Annotated in this window: 20 protein-coding genes; 9 read left to right on the forward strand and 11 right to left on the reverse strand. The window is 64.8% G+C overall.

Annotation, left to right across the window (positions count from 1 at the left end):
* Positions 1 to 26: 26 nt before the first annotated feature.
* Positions 27 to 1,358 carry an FAD-binding oxidoreductase gene (locus tag C6558_RS34230; RefSeq protein ID WP_025424943.1) on the reverse strand — a complete coding sequence of 444 codons (1,332 nt, stop codon included), beginning with the start codon at positions 1,356 to 1,358 and terminating at the stop codon, positions 27 to 29.
* Between the two features lie 186 nt (positions 1,359 to 1,544).
* Between C6558_RS34230 and C6558_RS34235 the strand changes: the two genes are divergently transcribed.
* Entirely contained in the window at positions 1,545 to 1,943 is a 399-nt protein-coding gene (locus C6558_RS34235; protein WP_025424942.1) for a winged helix-turn-helix domain-containing protein, read from the forward strand.
* Here the strand turns inward: C6558_RS34235 and modC are convergent.
* The 3 genes from modC to modA all read right to left on the reverse strand — a co-directional run bounded on the left by modC (position 1,918) and on the right by modA (position 4,583).
* Positions 1,918 to 2,991 (reverse strand): molybdenum ABC transporter ATP-binding protein, encoded by a 1,074-nt coding sequence (gene modC / locus C6558_RS34240; protein WP_025424941.1) that lies wholly within the window; start codon positions 2,989 to 2,991, stop codon positions 1,918 to 1,920. The genes C6558_RS34235 and modC overlap by 26 nt on opposite strands.
* Positions 2,988 to 3,689 (reverse strand): molybdate ABC transporter permease subunit, encoded by a 702-nt coding sequence (modB, locus tag C6558_RS34245; RefSeq protein ID WP_025424940.1) that lies wholly within the window; start codon positions 3,687 to 3,689, stop codon positions 2,988 to 2,990. Before modB ends, modC begins: the two co-directional genes overlap by 4 nt.
* 102 nt (positions 3,690 to 3,791) lie before the next feature.
* Positions 3,792 to 4,583, reverse strand: a complete 792-nt coding sequence (gene modA, locus C6558_RS34250; protein WP_025424939.1) for a molybdate ABC transporter substrate-binding protein — start codon at positions 4,581 to 4,583, stop codon at positions 3,792 to 3,794.
* Positions 4,584 to 4,792: 209 nt separating this feature from the next.
* Here modA and ung point away from each other — a divergent pair, with 209 nt between their 5' ends.
* From ung to C6558_RS34280, 6 genes are all read left to right on the forward strand, one after another.
* A complete protein-coding gene (gene ung / locus C6558_RS34255; protein WP_025424938.1) occupies positions 4,793 to 5,491 on the forward strand; it encodes a uracil-DNA glycosylase in 699 nt (232 codons plus the stop codon).
* A 128-nt stretch (positions 5,492 to 5,619) separates the two neighbouring features.
* Positions 5,620 to 6,390: a precorrin-6A synthase (deacetylating) gene (cobF, locus tag C6558_RS34260; protein WP_025424937.1), complete on the forward strand. Its 771-nt coding sequence runs from the start codon at positions 5,620 to 5,622 to the stop codon at positions 6,388 to 6,390.
* 136 nt (positions 6,391 to 6,526) lie between these two features.
* Positions 6,527 to 7,900, forward strand: coding sequence for a precorrin-3B synthase (gene cobG, locus C6558_RS34265; protein ID WP_025424936.1), 1,374 nt, complete (start codon positions 6,527 to 6,529; stop codon positions 7,898 to 7,900).
* Positions 7,901 to 7,902: 2 nt separating this feature from the next.
* Positions 7,903 to 8,535, forward strand: coding sequence for a precorrin-8X methylmutase (locus C6558_RS34270; RefSeq protein WP_025424935.1), 633 nt, complete (start codon positions 7,903 to 7,905; stop codon positions 8,533 to 8,535).
* The gene (locus C6558_RS34275) at positions 8,532 to 9,269 is read left to right on the forward strand and encodes a precorrin-2 C(20)-methyltransferase (protein WP_025424934.1); all 738 of its coding nucleotides are present in this window, start codon (positions 8,532 to 8,534) and stop codon (positions 9,267 to 9,269) included. The genes C6558_RS34270 and C6558_RS34275 overlap by 4 nt, the downstream gene beginning before the upstream one ends.
* Entirely contained in the window at positions 9,266 to 10,030 is a 765-nt protein-coding gene (locus C6558_RS34280) for a precorrin-3B C(17)-methyltransferase (protein ID WP_025424933.1), read from the forward strand. Before C6558_RS34275 ends, C6558_RS34280 begins: the two co-directional genes overlap by 4 nt.
* Here C6558_RS34280 and C6558_RS34285 read toward each other — a convergent pair.
* Positions 10,009 to 10,794 (reverse strand): cobalt-precorrin-6A reductase, encoded by a 786-nt coding sequence (locus C6558_RS34285; protein ID WP_038576517.1) that lies wholly within the window; start codon positions 10,792 to 10,794, stop codon positions 10,009 to 10,011. The genes C6558_RS34280 and C6558_RS34285 overlap by 22 nt on opposite strands.
* Between C6558_RS34285 and cbiE the strand changes: the two genes are divergently transcribed.
* Positions 10,763 to 12,004 (forward strand): precorrin-6y C5,15-methyltransferase (decarboxylating) subunit CbiE, encoded by a 1,242-nt coding sequence (gene cbiE / locus C6558_RS34290; RefSeq protein WP_107028392.1) that lies wholly within the window; start codon positions 10,763 to 10,765, stop codon positions 12,002 to 12,004. The genes C6558_RS34285 and cbiE overlap by 32 nt on opposite strands.
* 164 nt (positions 12,005 to 12,168) lie before the next feature.
* Positions 12,169 to 12,927: a precorrin-4 C(11)-methyltransferase gene (gene cobM / locus C6558_RS34295; RefSeq protein WP_025424931.1), complete on the forward strand. Its 759-nt coding sequence runs from the start codon at positions 12,169 to 12,171 to the stop codon at positions 12,925 to 12,927.
* A 2-nt stretch (positions 12,928 to 12,929) separates the two neighbouring features.
* Here the strand turns inward: cobM and mnhG are convergent, their stop codons facing one another.
* The 6 genes from mnhG to C6558_RS34325 are packed head-to-tail and all read right to left on the reverse strand — an operon-like array spanning position 12,930 to position 18,933.
* Positions 12,930 to 13,301, reverse strand: coding sequence for a monovalent cation/H(+) antiporter subunit G (gene mnhG / locus C6558_RS34300; protein WP_025424930.1), 372 nt, complete (start codon positions 13,299 to 13,301; stop codon positions 12,930 to 12,932).
* The gene (locus C6558_RS34305; RefSeq protein ID WP_025424929.1) at positions 13,298 to 13,579 is read right to left on the reverse strand and encodes a K+/H+ antiporter subunit F; all 282 of its coding nucleotides are present in this window, start codon (positions 13,577 to 13,579) and stop codon (positions 13,298 to 13,300) included. Before C6558_RS34305 ends, mnhG begins: the two co-directional genes overlap by 4 nt.
* Positions 13,576 to 14,061, reverse strand: a complete 486-nt coding sequence (locus tag C6558_RS34310) for a Na+/H+ antiporter subunit E (RefSeq protein WP_107028393.1) — start codon at positions 14,059 to 14,061, stop codon at positions 13,576 to 13,578. The genes C6558_RS34305 and C6558_RS34310 overlap by 4 nt, the downstream gene beginning before the upstream one ends.
* A 3-nt stretch (positions 14,062 to 14,064) precedes the next feature.
* Positions 14,065 to 15,708, reverse strand: a complete 1,644-nt coding sequence (locus C6558_RS34315) for a monovalent cation/H+ antiporter subunit D (protein WP_025424927.1) — start codon at positions 15,706 to 15,708, stop codon at positions 14,065 to 14,067.
* Positions 15,677 to 16,024: a Na+/H+ antiporter subunit C gene (locus tag C6558_RS34320; RefSeq protein WP_025428214.1), complete on the reverse strand. Its 348-nt coding sequence runs from the start codon at positions 16,022 to 16,024 to the stop codon at positions 15,677 to 15,679. The genes C6558_RS34315 and C6558_RS34320 overlap by 32 nt, the downstream gene beginning before the upstream one ends.
* The gene (locus C6558_RS34325) at positions 16,024 to 18,933 is read right to left on the reverse strand and encodes a monovalent cation/H+ antiporter subunit A (protein ID WP_025424926.1); all 2,910 of its coding nucleotides are present in this window, start codon (positions 18,931 to 18,933) and stop codon (positions 16,024 to 16,026) included. Before C6558_RS34325 ends, C6558_RS34320 begins: the two co-directional genes overlap by 1 nt.
* Between the last annotated feature and the right edge of the window lie 227 nt (positions 18,934 to 19,160).

Here is a 19,160-nt window from a genome sequence, read left to right on the forward strand (position 1 = left end):
TGCGCGACCACTTGCCGTTCGGATGATCAAACCGGCGGAGCGATGGTGATCGGGGTGCCGTCGGAGAAACGTGAGAGGCGAAAAGGTGTGGGGTCGACGATCGGTTTTTGACCGGTAACGAGGTCGGCGACCAGATGTCCGGCCCCTGGGCCGATGCCGAAGCCATGGCCGGAAAATCCTGCGGCGACGACCAGGCCGGGCAGGCTTTCGACCGTAGAAATCACCGGCACGGCGTCGGGCGTGACGTCGATCAGGCCGGCCCAGACCTGCTGTACGCGAGCGTCGCGGAGGGACGGCAATGCCTTTTTTGCTTCATCGAATGCGCGCAGCGCGGAATGCTGATCGGGTTGCGGATCCAGCACCCGGTGCCGCTCGAAGGCGCCTGGGCGGTTGAGTGGAACGGAACCGATCTCGAAGAGTTCGCGCCAGCTCTGGGCACTGAGGCCGACCTGGACGGAATCGCCCTCGGCCTTCCGCGCCGGTTGGAAATCGCGGAAAAAGGCGACACTATCAGGCACAACGGGGTGCAGATTGGCGCCACCGTCGGCAATCGTGTAGCCGCCGTCGAGGCGTTTGCGATAGGCGTAGCTGCCCGTCGCGCCCGCGCCCTCGGGGCCGCCCGATACCGCACTGGTCCGGAGCACTGTGTTGCGCACTTTCAGTTGCGGCAGCCGGATGCCGAGCCCCTTGAGGAAGAGGCGTGACCAGGCGCCCCCGGCCACGACCACGGTCGCGGTTTCGATCCGGCCCTTCTCGGTGACGACGGCACTGATCCGGCCGGCCGTCCTCTCGACACCGCGGACGGCACAGCCGGACAGAACGCGGGCGCCGGCGCGCCTGGCTCCGGCAACGATTGCCGGTACCGCCTTTTGCGGTTCGGCCCTGCCGTCGCTCGGCGTGTGCAGCGCGCCCCAGTAGCGGATGCCTGCGCCCGGCATCAGGTCTTGTGTTTCTTCGGCCCCGATCTGCCGGCTGTCGACGCCATAGGGTCTTGCCATGGCAAGCCACGCATCGCGGTTGGCGATATCGGCATCGTTTTCGGAGATGTAGAGGATGCCGCTGCGGCGAAAGCCGGTTTCGCCTGCAACGCGGGCATCGAGCGTATCCCAGATCTTCAGCGCTTCGATCGCCAGCGGTATCTCCCGTTCGTCACGGCCCATGACGCGCACCCAACCCCAGTTGCGGCTCGACTGTTCCGCTCCGGGCACACCCTTTTCGCAGAGCACAACATCGATGCCGCGTTCGGCGAGAAACAGTGCGGTGCTGGCACCGATGATGCCGCCACCGACGATGACGACATCGGCTTTCGCCGGTTGGATCTGATCGGTTTCGACGGCATCGAGAGGGGGACCGGGCATGAGGGCAAGCTTTCAGGCGGGGTTTTGCGGACGCGCCATCGGTACATGCCGGCATCGCCAGATCAAGGCCCGGATTCTAGCCTTTCTGCACCCTTGATGTTTTGCCCGGTTCGGCCGATGTGGAATCGGCCGGGCCTGGCTTCAGACCGACTTTCGATTTGGCGCGCAAACTTCTATGTTTCGCGCATGAGTGACCGACCCGACGACCTTCGCCCTATTCTGCGCATCGACTTTCCGCCAGGGGACCGACTTGGGCGCGGCAAGATCATGCTTTTGGAACTCATCCGCGAGACCGGATCGATCTCGGCTGCCGGCCGCGCTATGGACATGTCCTACCGCCGGGCGTGGCTTTTGGTCGATGCGCTGAACCGGATGTTCCGGGAACCGTCGGTCGAAAGCCAGCGTGGCGGCAAACAGGGTGGTGGTGCGATGCTGACACCGTTCGGCGAAACGCTGATCCGCCGTTATCGCGAAATGGAGGCGAAGGCGAAGGCCGCCATCGCCGATGATCTCGCCTGGCTGGAGGCAGTCCGCGATCGGGAGCAGGCGAGTGCGCCTGTCAGTGATCGATCGCCACGGACTTGATGATCGCGTGGACCGGCTTGCCCTGATAAAGCTGGAGCGCATCGCGTGAAAAGGTGGTGATGCGGGCGGCGATCGTCGCGCTTCCGCAGTCCACCCGCACATCGACACTGCCGTTTTCGCCCACTGTCAGGTCGACGATCGTTCCCTCCAGCACGTTTAGAGCGCTGATGCCTTCAGGACGAACCGTCGCCAGCATGACGTCGCGTGCGGCAATATGCAGGCGCAGCGCGTGCCCCGGCGCCACGTCGATCCTTTGCACCCGGATCAGCCGGTCGCCGACCCGGACGGTTGTCAGATCGTGGGTGGCGTCGTGCATCTCGACCACGCCTTCGAGCAACACGCCCGCTTCGCGCCGGCCGGTTGCCAGTGCCGCCGCCGGCGCGCTCAACACTTCGGCGGCGGCGCCCGATGCCTTTACGCGGCCGTTCTCCAGCACGACGACCCGTTGCGCCAGGCGCGCGACCTCACTCACGGAGTGGCTGACATAGACGATCGGCACGCCCGCATCGTCGCGCAATCGCTCGAGATAAGGCAGGATCTCGGCCTTACGCGCATCGTCGAGCGCGGCAAGCGGCTCGTCCATGAGCAGCAGGCGGGGGGCGGCAAGCAAAGCGCGGCCGATGGCGACGCGCTGCCGCTCGCCGCCCGAGAGCGCCGAGGGGTTGCGCTCGAGCAGATGGCCGATGCCGAGCATGTCGACGACACGCGCCATGTCGGCCGCCTTTCCTGACCTGCCGGCAAACCAGCGGCCATAGGCAAGGTTGCTGCCGACGCTTAAGTGCGGGAACAGCCGAGCTTCCTGGAAGACATAGCCGAAGCGGCGGCGATGCACCGGCGTGAAGATCCGTCGTTCGCTGTCGGCGATGATGTCGCCGTCCAGCACCACGCGGCCGCTTTCCGGCTTCATCAGTCCGGCGATGATGTTGATCAGCGAGGTCTTGCCCGAGCCCGAGCGGCCGAACAGCGCGGTGACGCCGCCGTCGGAGGTGAAGGTGGCGTCGACGGAGAAATCCCCGAGCCGATGGCGGGCTTCAACGAGAAGGCTCATGCGGCAACCGTTCGCTTGGCGGCGGCGTTTGCCAGCAGCTCCGAGAGCATCAGCGCCGCCATGGAGATGATCACCGAGATGATCGTCAGGCGCATGGCGCCGGCATCGCCGCCCGGCACCTGGGTGAAGGTGTAGATCGCAGACGACAGCGTCTGCGTTTCGCCGGGGATGTTGGAGACGAAGGTGATGGTCGCGCCGAATTCGCCCATCGCCTTGGCGAAAGCGAGGATCATGCCGGCGATGATGCCTGGCAGGATCAAGGGCAGCGTGATGGTGAAGAACACCCAGACCGGCCCGGCGCCGAGCGTGGTTGCGGCATCCTCGAGCTTGCGGTCGACCGCCTCGATCGACAGCCGGATACTGCGAACCATCAAGGGGAAGGCCATGACGGCGCAGGCGAGTGCCGCGCCGGTCCAGCGGAAGGAAAAGACGAGGCCGAAATTCTCGGCGAGAAAGGCGCCGATCGGTCCGCGACGGCCGAACAGCAGCAGCAGCAGGAAGCCGGTGACGACGGGGGGCAGGATCAGGGGCATGTGAACGAGGCCGTTTAGCGCCGTCTTGCCCCAGAAGCGTCCGCGGGCAAGCAGCATGGCGACCCCAAGCGCAAACGGCAGGCTGCAGACCATCGCAACCGTCGCCACGCGCAGGCTCAGCAGGATCGCCGTCCATTCCGCCTCGCTCAACTCCAACCAATCCAAAGTCATCCCACTCCCGGTCGAAATGCCCAGCGCCGCGCGATGTCCGCGCGGCGCTGGAGAAAGATAGATGCTTCGCCCGTTTCTGGACAGGCGCCGCACGCGCTATTTCAGGATAGTAAAGCCCTGCTTTTCGAAGAGCGGCGCTGCCTTGTCGGACTTGATGAAGTCGACATAGGCGGTCGCGTCGGCGTTCTTGCTGTCCGTGGTGACTGCGATCGGATAGATGATCGGCGGATGGCTGTCCTCGGGGAAGGTTCCGACGATCTTGACGCCCGGATCGGCTGCAGCGTCGGTCTGGTAGACAATGCCATAGGGCGCTTCCCCGCGCGAAACGAGCAGCAGTGCGGCGCGCACGCTCTCGGCGCCCGCAACCTTCTGTTCGACGCTCGACCAGACGCCGAGCTTTTCAAGCGCTGCCTTGCCGTATTTGCCGGCCGGCACGGAATCGACTGCACCCATCGCCAGGCGACCGTCACCGAGTAGCGTTGCCAGATCGAAGCCCTGCTTGATGTCGACCGGCTGCGCGTCTGTCTTGCCCGAGATGAGAACGATGCTGTTGCCGAGCAGGTTGGCACGGGTGTCGTCCTTGATCAGCTTCTTCTCGGCCAGATAGTCCATCCAGGCGAGGTCGGCGGAGATGAAGACGTCAGCCGGTGCGCCCTGTTCCACCTGCTTGGCGAGCGCGGAGCTGGCCGCATAGGAGACGGTCGTTTCCTTGCCGCTTTCTTTCTGCCATTCGGCATTGATCGCATCGAGCGCGTTCTTCAGGCTCGCGGCAGCAAAAACGGTTACCTTGTCCTCGGCCATGGCGGCGCTTGGCGCGAAGGTCGCGCCGGCCCAGGCGACGCCAAGGGCGAGCACCAGCCCCTTCAGCCATTGTCTGCGTTGCATCATCAGTCTTGCCTCCATCAAGTTCGTGATATTTTTCAGGATATAACGATATCTCATCCTGATTAGCGTTGTATCCATTGAAATACAATGCTGCTCGAAAGCGCTAGTAAAAGCCGTGAAACAAGCGGCTCGTCGCGCGGTTAGCGCTTGCGGCTGCGGGTGATCGCTCTAAATTCCGGGGCGGCAAGCGGATGAAACGGACCGGAGGCGTGATGGAAACGGCAGTGAAGCTCGAAGAAAGCTGGAAGGCGGCGTTGGAGCCCGAATTTTCCAGCGCGTATATGGGCGAACTCAAGCAGTTCCTGGTCGGCGCGCGCAGCGAAGGACGGCAGATCTTTCCGCGGGGACCTGAATATTTTCGGGCGCTCGATCTGACGCCGCTCGACAAGGTGCGCGTCGTCATCCTGGGGCAAGACCCGTACCACGGTGACGGCCAGGCGCACGGGCTCTGCTTCAGCGTGCGTCCGGGCGTCAGAACGCCACCTTCGCTCGTCAACATCTACAAGGAACTGAACGCCGACCTCGGTATTCCACCGGCTCGTCACGGCTTTCTCGAAAGTTGGGCGAAACAAGGCGTGTTGCTGCTCAACAGCGTGCTGACGGTCGAGCGCGGGCAGGCGGCTTCACATCAAGGGCGGGGCTGGGAGCGCTTCACCGACGCGATCATCCGCGCCGTCAACGAGGCCGATCACCCGGTGGTGTTTCTGCTGTGGGGTTCCTACGCGCAGAAGAAAGCCGCCTTCGTCGACCGCTCGCGCCATCTCGTTTTGCGGGCGCCGCATCCCTCGCCGCTCTCGGCGCATTCCGGCTTTCTCGGTTGCCGGCACTTTTCCCAGGCCAATGCCTTCCTCGCCTCGAAAGGCTTTGAGCCGATCGACTGGACGCTGCCGGAAAATCCGGAGGCACCTTAAGCGCGCGCGCCAAGCAATGACGCCGACGGCTGGGAGCGTGTCGCGGGCGGGTCTTGTGTCTCAATCGGCAATCCGCCAAAGACACTGCAACACTTTGATCTGCTGCAGATAACAAAGGCGAGGACCGCGTGCGAAAACTTCTGATCATCGGCATCGGCTCCGGCAACCCCGAGCATATGACTGTACAGGCGATCAATGCGCTCAACCGCGCCGACGTGCTGTTCATCCCGACCAAGGGTGAGAAAAAGACCGAGCTTGCGGAGGTGCGCCGCGAGATCTGCGCGCGCTACGTCACGCGCGCCGACAGCCGCACGGTCGAATTCGCTGTGCCGGTCCGCCGCACCGAGGGCGTCAGCTATGATGGCAGCGTCGACGACTGGCATGCCCGCATCGCCGAAATCTACGAGCGCCTGATCGATGGCGAACTGACCGAAGACGGAACCGGCGCCTTTCTCGTCTGGGGCGACCCAATGCTCTATGACAGCACCATCCGCATCGTCGAACGGGTGAAGGCGCGTGGCAAGGTCGCGTTCGACTATGACGTTCTTCCCGGCATCACCAGCCTGCAGGCGCTTTGCGCCAGCCACCGCATTCCGCTGAACCTTGTCGGCAAACCGGTCGAGATCACCACCGGGCGCCGCCTGTCCGAAAGTTTTCCGAAGCGCAGCCAGACGTCGGTCGTCATGCTCGATGGCGAGCAGGCATTCCAGCGGATCGACGATCCGGACGCCGAGATCTACTGGGGCGCCTATCTCGGAACGCCAGACGAAATCGTCATCTCCGGCCGCTTGGCCGACGTCAAGGACGAGATCCTGGCGACCCGCGCAAGGGAACGCCAGCGCATGGGGTGGATCATGGATATCTACCTCTTGCGCAAGGGTGCCGATTTCGAGGAATAGCCGCTGTTGTGCCTGCTTTCTCCAGGCTTTTCCCGTCGTCTTTGATCTCTCTCAACGTCGGTGGCTGTGCTATAGCGTCTGGTGAAAAAAAAAGCCCAACGAGAGGGCGACCGCTGGGAGCGACCGAGACAAGACTATGAGCAGTTGCGCCGTGCCGACATCGCAAACAATGGATGCCGCCGCCTCTATGCGCCGGGGTGCGTGCCCGTCGCTTGCAGCACCGATGCCGACCGGCGATGGCCTGCTGGTGCGGCTGCGGCCGCTCGACGGCAGCCTGACGCTTTCCCAGTTCTCTGATGTCGCTGAGGCCGCCCGGCAGTTCGGCAATGGCATCCTGGAAATTACCGCGCGCGGCAATCTGCAGGTCCGCAGGCTGACGGCATCGACCGTTCCCGGCCTTGCCCAAGCGATCGGCGAAGCGGCGATCGTGGTCCCCGATGGAGTTGCCATCGAGACGCCACCGCTTGCCGGCATCGATCCGGAAGAGATCATCGACCCACGGATCCTCGCTGCCGTGCTGCGCAAAGAGATCGCCGCACGAGGCGCTGCACTGCGGCTGGCGCCGAAGCTCGCCATCATCGTCGATGGCGGCGGCCGGTTCCACCTCGGCGATACGGTTGCCGATCTCCGTCTGCAGGCTGTCGGGCGCGGCGGGGACGTCTGGTGGAACCTATCGCTTGCGGGAACCGCTGCAACGGCGAAGCCCATTTGCGCGCTTCGAACCGAGGCGGTCGTGCCGATCGTTATCCGGATTCTTGCAGCGCTGACCGACATCGGGCCGGCTGCGCGTGGCCGGGATCTCGAGATCGATGCGGTGCAGATGCTCTGTCCGGTGGGCGCCGACTTTGTCGAGATCGTTCCGGCTCCGATGTCGGTGTCTCCGGTCGTCGGTATCCACGATCTCGGCTCGACTGGTGCTGTCCTTGGCCTTGGGCTCGCCTTCGCCCAAATCGACGCTATCAGCCTCATCGCCCTTCTGCGGCAAGCCGCGGAGCTTGGGGCGCGAGAAATCCGGCTTGCGCCCGGCCACAGTTTCTTCATGCTGGGTCTGGAGCCGGAAGCGGCCGAAATCGTCCAGCGGCTGGCGCTGGCGCAGGGCTTTCGTATTGCAGCGGATGACCCGCGAAACCACATTGCCACCTGCGCCGGCAGCACCGGCTGCGCTTCCGCATGGATGGACACCAAGGCGATGGCGCGGCTATGGGTGGAAACGGCGCCGGATCTGCTCGACGGCTCGCTGACGGTGCACCTCTCCGGTTGCGTCAAGGGCTGCGCCCGTCCGAAGGCGTCGGCGTTGACGCTGGTGGGTGCGCCATCAGGATATGCGCTTGTCGTAAATGGGGCGGCGAAGGATGGCGCGAATGCCTACACCGATGAAAATGGAATGAAATCCGCGCTGGAACGGCTGGCTGGCCTGGTGCGGGAAAACAAAGACGCTGGCGAATCGGCGCGGTCCTGTCTTACACGGCTGGGTGCCGCGCGCGTCTCGGCTGCGTTCGAACAGGGATAGAAATGCCTGAGTATGATTACATCCGGGATGGCAACGCCATCTATGAGCGTTCCTTCGCCATCATTCGGGCAGAAGCCGACCTTTCCGCCTTCTCCGAGGAGGAAGCCGATCTCGCGGTGCGCATGGTTCATGCCTGCGGCCTCGTCGAGGCGTCGAAGCAATTCGTGTTCTCTCCCGATTTCGTCACCGCTGCCCGCGGCGCCCTGAAGAACGGCGCGCCGATCCTCTGCGACGCCGAGATGGTGGCGCGGGGCGTAACGCGGGCGCGCCTGCCTGCAGGCAACGAGGTGATCTGTACGCTTCGCGATCCGCGCACCGCGGAACTGGCAGCCGAGATCGGCAATACCCGGTCGGCTGCGGCACTGAAGCTCTGGGGTGAGCACATGGCTGGTGCGGTCGTCGCGATCGGCAACGCGCCGACGGCGCTCTTCTATCTGCTCGAAATGCTGCGCGATGGCGCGCCGAAGCCGGCTGCGATCATCGGCATGCCGGTCGGTTTCGTAGGTGCTGCGGAATCGAAGGATGCGCTTGCCGAGAATTCCTATGGCGTGCCCTTCGCCATCGTGCGCGGTCGCCTCGGCGGCAGCGCCATGACGGCTGCAGCACTCAATTCGCTAGCGAGGCCGGGCCTGTGAGCGGGGCAGGCATGGGCCGGTTGATCGGCGTCGGCACAGGCCCCGGCGATCCGGAGCTGCTGACGGTCAAGGCCGTCAAGGCGCTGGGCGAGGCGGATGTGCTTGCCTATTTCGCCAAGGCAGGCCGCAGCGGCAATGGCCGCGCTGTTGTCGAGGGGCTGTTGAAGCCCGGTCTCATCGAATTGCCGCTCTACTATCCCGTGACCACCGAGATCGACAAGGACGACGGCGCCTACAAGAGCCAGATCACCGATTTCTACAACGCTTCTGCTGACGCAGTCGCCAGGCATCTCGAGGTCGGGCGGACCGTTGCGGTGCTGAGCGAGGGCGATCCGCTGTTCTATGGTTCCTACATGCATCTGCATGTGCGGCTTGCCGGGCGCTTCCCGGTCGAAGTCATCCCCGGTATCACCGCCATGTCCGGCTGCTGGTCGCTTGCCGGCTTGCCGCTGGTCCAGGGCGACGACGTCCTGTCGGTCCTGCCGGGCACGATGGCGGAAGGTGAGCTTGGACGACGCCTTGCCGATACCGAGGCCGCCGTCATCATGAAGGTCGGGCGCAACCTGCCGAAAATCCGCCGGGCGCTTGCCGCCTCCGGCCGGCTCGACCAGGCCGTCTATGTCGAGCGTGGCACGATGAAGAACGCGGCGATGACGGCACTTGCCGAAAAGCCCGATGACGAGGCGCCATACTTCTCGCTCGTGCTCGTTCCCGGGTGGAAGGACAGGCCATGACCGGCACGCTCTATGTCGTCGGCACGGGCCCCGGCAATGCCGAGCAGATGACGCCGGAGACGGCGCAGGCGGTCTCAAACGCGCAGGAATTCTTCGGCTACATCCCCTATCTCGATCGCCTCAACCTCAGGCCCGACCAGATGCGCATCGCGTCGGACAATCGCGAGGAGCTTGATCGCGCACAGGCGGCACTGACGCGCGCTGCTGCCGGCGCCAAGGTCTGCATGGTATCGGGCGGCGACCCCGGCGTCTTTGCCATGGCGGCTGCTGTCTGCGAAGCGATTGACAAGGGACCGGCGGAATGGAAGTCCGTCGATCTCGTGGTGACGCCCGGCGTCACCGCGATGCTGGCGGTTGCCGCGCGCATCGGCGCGCCGCTTGGCCATGATTTCTGCGCCATCTCGCTGTCCGACAACCTGAAGCCCTGGGAGGTCATCACCAAGCGGCTGAAGCTCACGGCGGAAGCCGGGCTGGTGATCGCGCTCTACAATCCGATCAGCAAGGCACGGCCCTGGCAGCTCGGCGAGGCCTTCGAAATCCTGCGCGGCGTGCTGCCGGCAACAGTGCCGGTGATCTTCGGTCGCGCCGCCGGCCGGCCGGATGAGCGCATCGCCGTCATGCCGCTCGGCGAGGCCGACGCCAGCCGCGCCGACATGGCGACATGCGTCATCATCGGTTCGTCGGAAACGCGCATCGTTGCGCGCGAAGGCAAGCCGGATCTGGTCTATACGCCGCGTTTCTATGCGGGAGACAGCCATTGATCGATGCGTTCGAGCGCGGCATCGCAGTCGCTCACCGACAGCACGTCGGTGGGCTTGCGGCGCTCGACCATGATCACCGCGATCCCCAGCCTGCGCGCAGCCGCGATCTTTCCATAAGTTGCGGCTCCGCCACTGTTCTTGGCGACGATGACGTCGATGCGATGAGCCCTAAGCAGATCGATCTCGTCCGTTTCGGCAAATGGGCCGGTGGCAAGGATCGCCGTCGCGTCCGGCAGTTTCAGGGGCGGGGTCACCGGGTCGACGCTGCGGATGACGTAGCTGTGCTGCGGCGCAGTCTCGAAATGAAAGGCCTCCTGCCGGCCGATGGCGAGAAAGACACGGCGCGGGGCGTCGCCAAGGGCCACGACCGCCTCCGCAACGGTGCCGACGCCGGTCCAGTTGTCGCCGGCTTCCGCTTGCCACTGCGGGCGCTGCAGGGCGAGCAGGCGCACCCGCGCAGCCTTTACCGCCGCGGCGGCGTTTTGGGAAATCCGGGCGGCGAAGGGGTGTGTCGCGTCGACGACCAGCGCGATCTGTTCGGCGTTGAGGAAGGCTGCGAGCCCCTCGGCGCCGCCAAAACCGCCGATGCGGGTCTTGACTGGCTGCGGGCGCGGATCGGCCGTACGGCCGGCAAGCGAGATCATGGTGTTGTAACGCATGTCACCGGCAAGGCGGGATGCCAGTTCGCGGGCCTCGGTCGTCCCGCCAAGAATGAGAATGCGAGGTTTTTCCATGGCTGAGGTGTCGAACAGCGATCCGGCCATCGTCTCCCCCTGGTTGACCATCATCGGCATAGGCGAGGATGGTGTAGCCGGTCTCGGCGACGAGGCCAAGCGGCTGATTGCCGCTGCGCCGGTCGTCTATGGCGGTGCCCGCCACATGGAGCTGACGCACTCGCTGATAAAGGGCGAGGGCCGCGTCTGGCAAAGCCCGTTCGGCCGCTCGGTCGAGGAGATCGTTGCGCGTCGCGGCAGCCCGGTGGTCGTGCTCGCCTCAGGTGATCCCTTCTTCTTCGGCGTCGGCGCCACGCTTGCGCGCCGCGTCGCCGCGCCTGAGATCCGCACGCTTCCGGCACCGTCCTCCTTCAGCCTTGCCGCCTCACGTCTCGGCTGGGCACTGCAGGAGGCAACGCTCGTTTCGCTGCACGGCCGGCCGATCGATCTAGTGCGGCCACACCTGCAGCCCGGCAACAGGGTGCTCGCTCTGACCTCGGATGGGGCGGGACCGAAGGCGCTCGCCGAGCTGCTCGCAACAAGCGGTTTCGGTCAGTCCAGGCTTACGGTTCTGGAGGCCCTTGGCGGCGCCGGCGAACGCGTGACGACGCAGATTGCCTCGCGCTTCATGCTGGGTCTGGTCCATCCGCTCAACGTCTGCGCCATCGAGGTGGCCGCTGATCAGGGCGGACGGGTGCTGCCGCTTTCGGCCGGGCGCGACGACACGCTGTTCGAACATGACGGCCAGATCACCAAGCGGGAGGTGCGGGCGCTGACCCTTTCGGCGCTGGCGCCGCGCAAGGGCGAGCTGCTCTGGGATATCGGCGCCGGTTCCGGCTCGATCGGCATCGAATGGATGCTGGCCGATCCGGCCATGCGGGCGATCGCCATCGAGGCCTCGCCGGAGCGCGCGGCGCGTGTCGGCCGCAATGCCGAGGCATTCGGCGTGCCCGGCCTTACCGTCGTCGAAGGCAAGGCGCCGGCGGCTCTCTCAGGCCTGTCGCGTCCCGATGCAATCTTTATCGGCGGTGGCGGCAGCGAGCCTGGCGTCATGGACGCAGCCGTTGCGGCGCTTGGCAGCGGCGGCCGGCTTGTCGCCAACGCGGTTACGACGGAAATGGAAGCGGTGCTGCTTCAACGCCACGCGCGGCTCGGCGGATCGCTGATCCGCATCGACATCGCCCGCGCCTCGCCGGTCGGCGGCATGACGGGATGGCGCCCGGCGATGCCGGTGACGCAATGGTCCTGGACCAAGGCCTAGAGCATGTCGCGCAAAAGTGTACCGCGGTTTTGCGACAACGGCACGCGAAAGAACATTCGCGCAAAAGGGCGGAGCGTTTTACGTCCGACTTGCGCAATTATGAGATGGCGTGGATCCACGATGCTGTGTGCAAAGGGGACGCTCCAAAACATTCGGAGAGACACATGACGGTACACTTCATCGGCGCCGGTCCGGGAGCGGCGGACCTGATCACGGTTCGCGGCCGCGATCTGATCGGGCGCTGCCCGGTCTGCCTTTATGCCGGCTCGATCGTCTCGCCGGAACTGCTGCAATATTGTCCGCCCGGCGCCCGCATCGTCGATACCGCGCCGATGTCGCTCGACGAGATCGAGGCGGAATATGTGCGCGCGGCGGAAGTCGGCGAGGATGTCGCCCGGCTTCATTCCGGGGACCTCTCGGTCTGGAGCGCGGTTGCCGAGCAGATCCGCCGGCTGGAAAAGCACGGCATCGGCTATACCATGACCCCCGGCGTGCCGGCCTTTGCCGCCGCGGCCGCGACGCTCGGTCGCGAGCTGACCATTCCGGCGGTCGCCCAGAGCCTGGTGCTGACGCGGGTTTCCGGTCGTGCCTCGCCGATGCCCAACACCGAGACGCTTGCCGGCTTCGGCGCCACCGGCTCGACCCTTGCCATCCATCTCGCCATCCATGCGCTCGACCAGGTCGTTGCGGAACTGACACCGCTCTATGGCGCCGAATGCCCGGTGGCGATCGTCGTCAAGGCGTCGTGGCCGGATGAACGGGTGGTGCGTGGCACGCTTGGCACCATCGCCGCCAAGGTGGCCGAGGAGCCGATCGAGCGCACCGCGCTGATCTTCGTCGGTCTGGGACTGGAAGCGTCGGATTTCCGCGAAAGCTCGCTCTACGATCCCGCCTATCAGCGCCGCTTCCGCGGGCGCGAGTAGGCCTACTCTGCGCTCTCTTCGGGCAGCGGCTTCTGTTTCAACGGAACGCCGCGGCGTTGCTCGACGCGGTCGCGATAAAGTGCTGCCTGGCCGAGCAGCATCAGCGTCACCGGCGTGGTCATGATGACGAAGACGATGATCAGCACTTCGTGGAACACCCAGCGGCTCTGCAGCACGGCAAAACAGATGATCGAGGCGGTGCAGATGAGGATGACGCCGCCGCTGGTGGCAAGGGTCGGCGCATGCAGGCGGGTGTAGAAATCCGGCAACCTCAGCAGGCCGAGCGAGCCGATCAGCGCAATCGCCGCGCCGAGAAGAACGAGCCCGCAGACGACAATGGCGGCCCAGGTCGGAAGGTCGGTCAGATGGCTCATTCGATCAACTCCCCGCGCATCAGGAACTTGCCGAAGGCGATCGACGAGACGAAGCCGATCAGCGCGACGATCAGCGCCGATTCGAAATAAAGGCTGTTGGCGGTGCGGATGCCGAAGGATAGCAGCATCAGCATGGCGTTGATGTAGAGCGTATCGAGGCCGAGGATGCGATCCTGCGCCCGCGGTCCCTTGACCATGCGGTAGAGCGCGAAGGCCATGGCAAGCCCGATCATGATCTGCGCGATCAGGATCGACCAGATGATTGCAAGCTCAGTCATCCGAACATCTCCTTCAAACCTGCCTCATAGCGCTTCACCGTCTGCAGCCAGATCTCCTCGTTTTCCATGTCGAGCACGTGGAAGAGCAGCGACTCCCGGCGGCGGTCGTATTCGAGCCACGCGGTGCCCGGCGTCGCCGTCATGATGCAGGCGAGCAGAGCAAGCGCGTTTTCGTCTTCGAGATCGAGGTCGACCGTCAGGAAGCCCGAGTTCGGCGCCCGCCGTCCGGCGCGCAGGATCACTAGCATGACGGCAATGTTGGAGCGGATGACGTCGACGACGACGCTGGCGCCGAAGCGCAGCGTGCGCAGGATCCGGCGCGGATGCGAGTGGGCGGGATTGAGCTTCAGCGTCACCCAGCCGAGCGCGACGCTCAATATCGTGCCCATGACGATCGTGCCGGGGGCGACCGACTGGTTGAGAAGCAGCCAGATGATGAGCAGGCCGACAGACAGCAGCGGGTAGGGGAACCAGGTGCGCATCGGTTACTGCCCTCCCGCACGTGGCGCCCTGAGGACGCGCTGGGTGTAGCCCGACGGGTCGAGCAGGGAATCGGCCGTTGCCTGCATGTAGTGCATCGTCGGCCCGGCCTGCAGGCTCAGGAAGATGCAGGCGCCGAGCAGCACGACGACGGGGGCAATCTCGATGACGAAGACGCGCGGCACGGTGTTTTCGATCGAGGCCCAGAAGGTGCGGATGCCGACGCGGTTCATGGCGATCATGGCGGAGAGGCCGGACAGGATCAGCAATGTGACGTAAGTCCAGTCGGCGGCAGAAATCGCCGGCGCGGCCTCGGGGCCGGAAAGGCCGAAGAGGCCGCTCAGGATCGCGAATTTGGCGACGAAACCCGAGAGCGGCGGCAGGCCGGCGAGCAGCAGCGCGCAGAGGCAGAAGCAGAGGCCGAGCACGGCCATGGTGCCGGGAATGGCGGCACCCGCTTCATCGACTTCCTCGTCCTCGTCGGCATCGCCATAGGCTTCCATCGTCACCGCCAGAACGTCGGCGCCGGCATCGCGGCCGCGCTCCACCAGTTCGATCAACAGGAAGAAGGCCGAGATCGTCAGCGTCGAACTGACGAGGTAGAACAGTGCACCGGCAATCATGCTGGAATGCCCGAGGCCGATCGCCGCCATCAGCGTGCCCGAAGAGACGAGCACCGAATAGGCGGCAAGCCGGGCCATCGCCTGCGAGGCGAGTACGCCGATGGCGCCGAAGGCGATGGTCAGCATGCCGCCGACCACCAGCAGAGTCTGGCCGAAGCCGGCGGACACCCCGGCATTGGCGCCAAAGACGAGCAGCGACAGCCGCAGGATGACGTAGATGCCGACTTTGGTCAGCACCGCAAAGACGGCCGCAACCGGTGGCGTTGCCGCCGAATAGGCGGTGGGCAACCAGAAGCTCAACGGCCACATGCCGGCCTTGACCAGAAAGGCGACGCCGAGCACGCCGGCGCCAACTTCGACCATCTGGCGGTTCTCTGGCGAGATGGTCGCAAGCTTGACCGCGAGGTCGGCCATGTTGAGCGTGCCGGTCGCGCCATAGATCAGGCTGACACCGATCAGGAACAGCGACGAGGCGGCAAGGTTGATCGCGACATAATGCAGGCCGGCCTTGACGCGCAGCGGGCCCGAGCCGTGCAGCAGCAGGCCGTAGGAGGCCGCGAGCATGATTTCGAAGAAGACGAAGAGATTGAACAGATCCCCCGTCAGGAAGGCACCGTTGAGCCCGGCGATCAGCAGCTGGAACAGCGAGTGGAAGTGATGGCCGGCGGTGTGCCAGCGGGCGATCGAATAGACCTGGGCGGCGAGCGCCAGGCCGCTCGTCAGGCAGAGCATCAGCGCGGAGAGCCGGTCGAGCACCAGTACGATGCCGAACGGCGCCGGCCAGTTGCCGAGCTGGTAGACGCTTGTGCCCGCAAGAAAGCCTTCCGTCGAGGCGCTAGCGCGCATCAGCACCATCGAGAGCACGAAGAGGGCGAGCGTCGAGACGAAGCCCATCACGCCCTTGGCCATGCGGTTGCGCTCGTCGATCGGGATCATCGCCGCGCCGACCATCAGCGGCAAGAGGATCGGCAGGATCATCAGGTGGTGCAGCCAATCAGTCACTGCGCTGCTCCCTTCCATCGACATGGTCGGTGCCGGTGAAGCCGCGCGAGGCGAGCAGTACGACGAGGAAGAGCGCCGTCATGGCAAAGCCGATGACGATCGCGGTCAGCACCAGCGCCTGCGGCACAGGATCGGTGTAGCGCGAGAGATCGCCGACGCCGCCGGGCTCGAGAATGGGGGGCGCATTCACGCGCAGCCGACCCATGCTGAAGATGAAGAGATTGACGGCATAGGAGAGCAGCGACAGGCCGATGATCACCTGGTAGGTGCGTGGGCGGAGCAGGAGATAGACGCCCGAGGCGGTGAGGACGCCGATGGCGGCAGACAGGATGATCTCCATTACTTCGCCTCCTTTCCGGCGCGAAGGACGGCACGGGCATGGGCACGCGGAGCGCGGATCGACTGGTGCGCAAGCGCGATCAGGATGAGCACGGTTGCCCCGACCACCAGCGAGAAGACGCCGAGGTCGAAGAGGATTGCGCTTGCCAGCGGGAATTTGCCGACGATCGGCAGGGTGACATATTGCGCGTGCGAGGTCAGGAACGGATAGCCGAACAGCCACGAACCGATGCCGGTTGCCGCCGCGACGATGATGCCGATGCTCATCCAGCGCAGCGGGTGGATGCGCAGCCGCTCCTCGACCCAGCGGGTGCCGCCCGACATGTATTGCAGGATGAAGCCGATCGACATGGCGATGCCGGCCGCAAAGCCGCCGCCCGGCAGGTCGTGGCCGCGCAGGAAGAGATAGGCGGCCAGCATGCCGCTGACCGGGAACATCCAGCGCATGATGACAGATGGAACGAACAGATATTCGGCGACGCTGTCGCCCTTTGCGCGATCGGGATGATCGTCGTCGAAGGCATTTTGGACCTGCTGCTGTACCGGCGCCTCAAGGCTGTCTGCCTGAGGACGGAAGCGCAGCAACAGTGCAAAGACGGTCAGGGCCACGATCGCCAGCACGGCGATTTCGCCGAGCGTGTCGAAGCCGCGGAAGTCGACGAGGATGACGTTGACGACATTGGTGCCGCCGCCTTCCTTGTGGGCACGCTCGAGGAAATAGCTGGCGATGGTTTCGGGCATTGGGCGGGTCATCACGGTGTAGGCGATCAGCGCCACGCCGCCGCCTGCGACAATGGCCAGCAGAAAGTCGCGCAGGCGCCGCAGACGGACGCGCAGCGACAGCAATTCTGATTCCTGCGTGTCCTCGATGCGCTTGGGCAGCCAGCGCAGGCCGAGCAGGATCAGCACAGTCGTGACGATCTCGACGAGGAGCTGGGTAACCGCAAGATCGGGGGCCGACAGCCAGACGAAGGTGATGCAGGTGACGAGACCGGCGCCGCCGAGAAGCACGAGTGCCGCCAGCCGGTGGAACTTTGCCTGGTAGGCGGCCCCAACCGCGCAGGCGATGCCGATCGCCCAGAGCAGGGCGAAGGCCGGATCGATGCCGCGCACCAGAAGCGGCGGCAGTTCGAAATGATTGAGCAGCAGCGGCAGGGCGCCGGCGACGATCGCGACGAAGACCAGGAACCGCATCTGCGGCTGCAGTCGGCGCGTGCCGAGCCTCTGTTCGAGCCAGCGCGCCCACTTCCACGACAGGGTCACCAGTACCCGCTCGAAGATGCGCTGGCCGTGCAGCAGGCGGAAGACCGGCGGCCCTTCGGTGCTGGTCGCCAGATAGTTCCCCATCAGGAAATAGAGGCCGATGCCACCGAGAAGCGCCACGAAGCTCATTATCAGCGGCAGGTTCCAGCCGTGCCAGACCGAAAGGTTGTACTGCGGGGTGCTGGCACCGAGGATAGACACGACGGCTGTGTGCAGGAACGGGCCGATGGTGATGGCCGGGATAATGCCGACGACGAGGCAGGCCAGCACCAGGAACTCGATCGGCGCCCGCATCCAGCGCGGCGGCTCATGCGGGATCTTGGGCAGATCGCTCGGCGTCGGGCCGAAGAAGACGCTGTGGATGAAGCGCAGCGAATAGGTCACCGCGAACATGCCGGCGAGCGTGGCGACATAGGGCGTCATCGTATCGAGCAAATTGGCCTGGTGCGTCTCGATCGCTTCGGCGAAGAACATTTCCTTGGAGATGAATCCGTTCAACAGCGGCACGCCGGCCATCGCGGCGCTGGCGACCATGGCGAGCATTGCGGTTCCCGGCATGTAGCGTATGAGCCCGCCGAGCTTGCGCATGTCGCGCGTTCCGGTCTCATGGTCGATGATGCCGGCCGCCATGAACAGTGATGCCTTGAAGGTCGCGTGATTGACGATGTGGAAGACGGCGGCGACCGCCGCGAGCGGACTTCCGAGGCTGAGCAGCACCGTGATCAGGCCCAGGTGGCTGATGGTCGAATAGGCCAGAAGCCCCTTCAGATCCTGCTGGAAGATGGCGAAGTAAGCGCCGAGCAGTAGTGTCGTCAGGCCGGCGAGCCCGACGATCCAGAACCAGGCCTCGGTGCCGGCCATCACAGGCCAGAACCGGACGAGCAGGAACACGCCTGCCTTCACCATCGTCGCCGAATGCAGATAGGCGGAGACGGGGGTTGGTGCTGCCATCGCGTGCGGCAGCCAGAAATGGAACGGGAACTGCGCGCTCTTGGTCAAGGCCCCGAGCAGGATCAGGACCAGCATCGTGACATAGAGTGGGTGGTTGCGGATCGTATCGCCGGAGGCAAGCACGACGTCGAGGTCGTAGCTGCCGACGACGCGGCCCATGATCAAAAGCCCGACAAGCATGCAGAGCCCGCCCATGCCGGTCATCGTCAGCGCCATGCGCGCACCGTCGCGGGCGTGGGCATTGTGGTGCCAATAGCCGATCAGCAGGAAGGAGACGATGCTCGTCAGCTCCCAGAAGACCGCAAGCAGGATCAGATTGCCGGAGAGAACGACGCCCAGCATCGACCCCATGAAGGCGAGAAACAGGGCAAAGAAGCGCGGTACCGGATCCTCTGCCGCCATGTAGTAGCGGGCGTAGAGCACGACGAGCACGCCGATTGCGGTCACCAGCACCGTGAACAACCAGGCAAAGCCGTCCATTCTCAAGGTGAAGTTGAGGCCGAGCTCGGGCATCCAGGCAAGTTCATAGCGAAGAACGCCGCCGGAGGTGACGAAGGGGTAGAGGCAAACCGCAACGAGGAAGCAGAGCAGCGCGATCGCGCCTGCGAACCAGGCCGTTGCGCCGCGTTGATCGGACGGAAAGAAGATTGCAATGAGGCTCCCCGCAAACGGGGCTAGGATGAAGACAGAAAGCAATTTCCCCGCGTATTCGATCGTATCGTTCCCTTCTCTTGGGCATATTGGAGATTGGGTGCCGAAGCCCCTCAAGGACCATCGCTGACGCAACGGTCGCAGACGACGCCGTCATGGTCCGCATAGCGGTAACAGCCGTATGTTTTTATGACGATTTTCCCGGGGGCTGCCAAGCCTCGATGGCGGGAAAAATGTGAGATCGCGTCATTTTTGGCCAGCTCGAGCGCGCG

Source organism: Ensifer sp. NM-2 (genome assembly GCF_003024455.1).
Lineage (GTDB): Bacteria > Pseudomonadota > Alphaproteobacteria > Rhizobiales > Rhizobiaceae > Ensifer > Ensifer canadensis.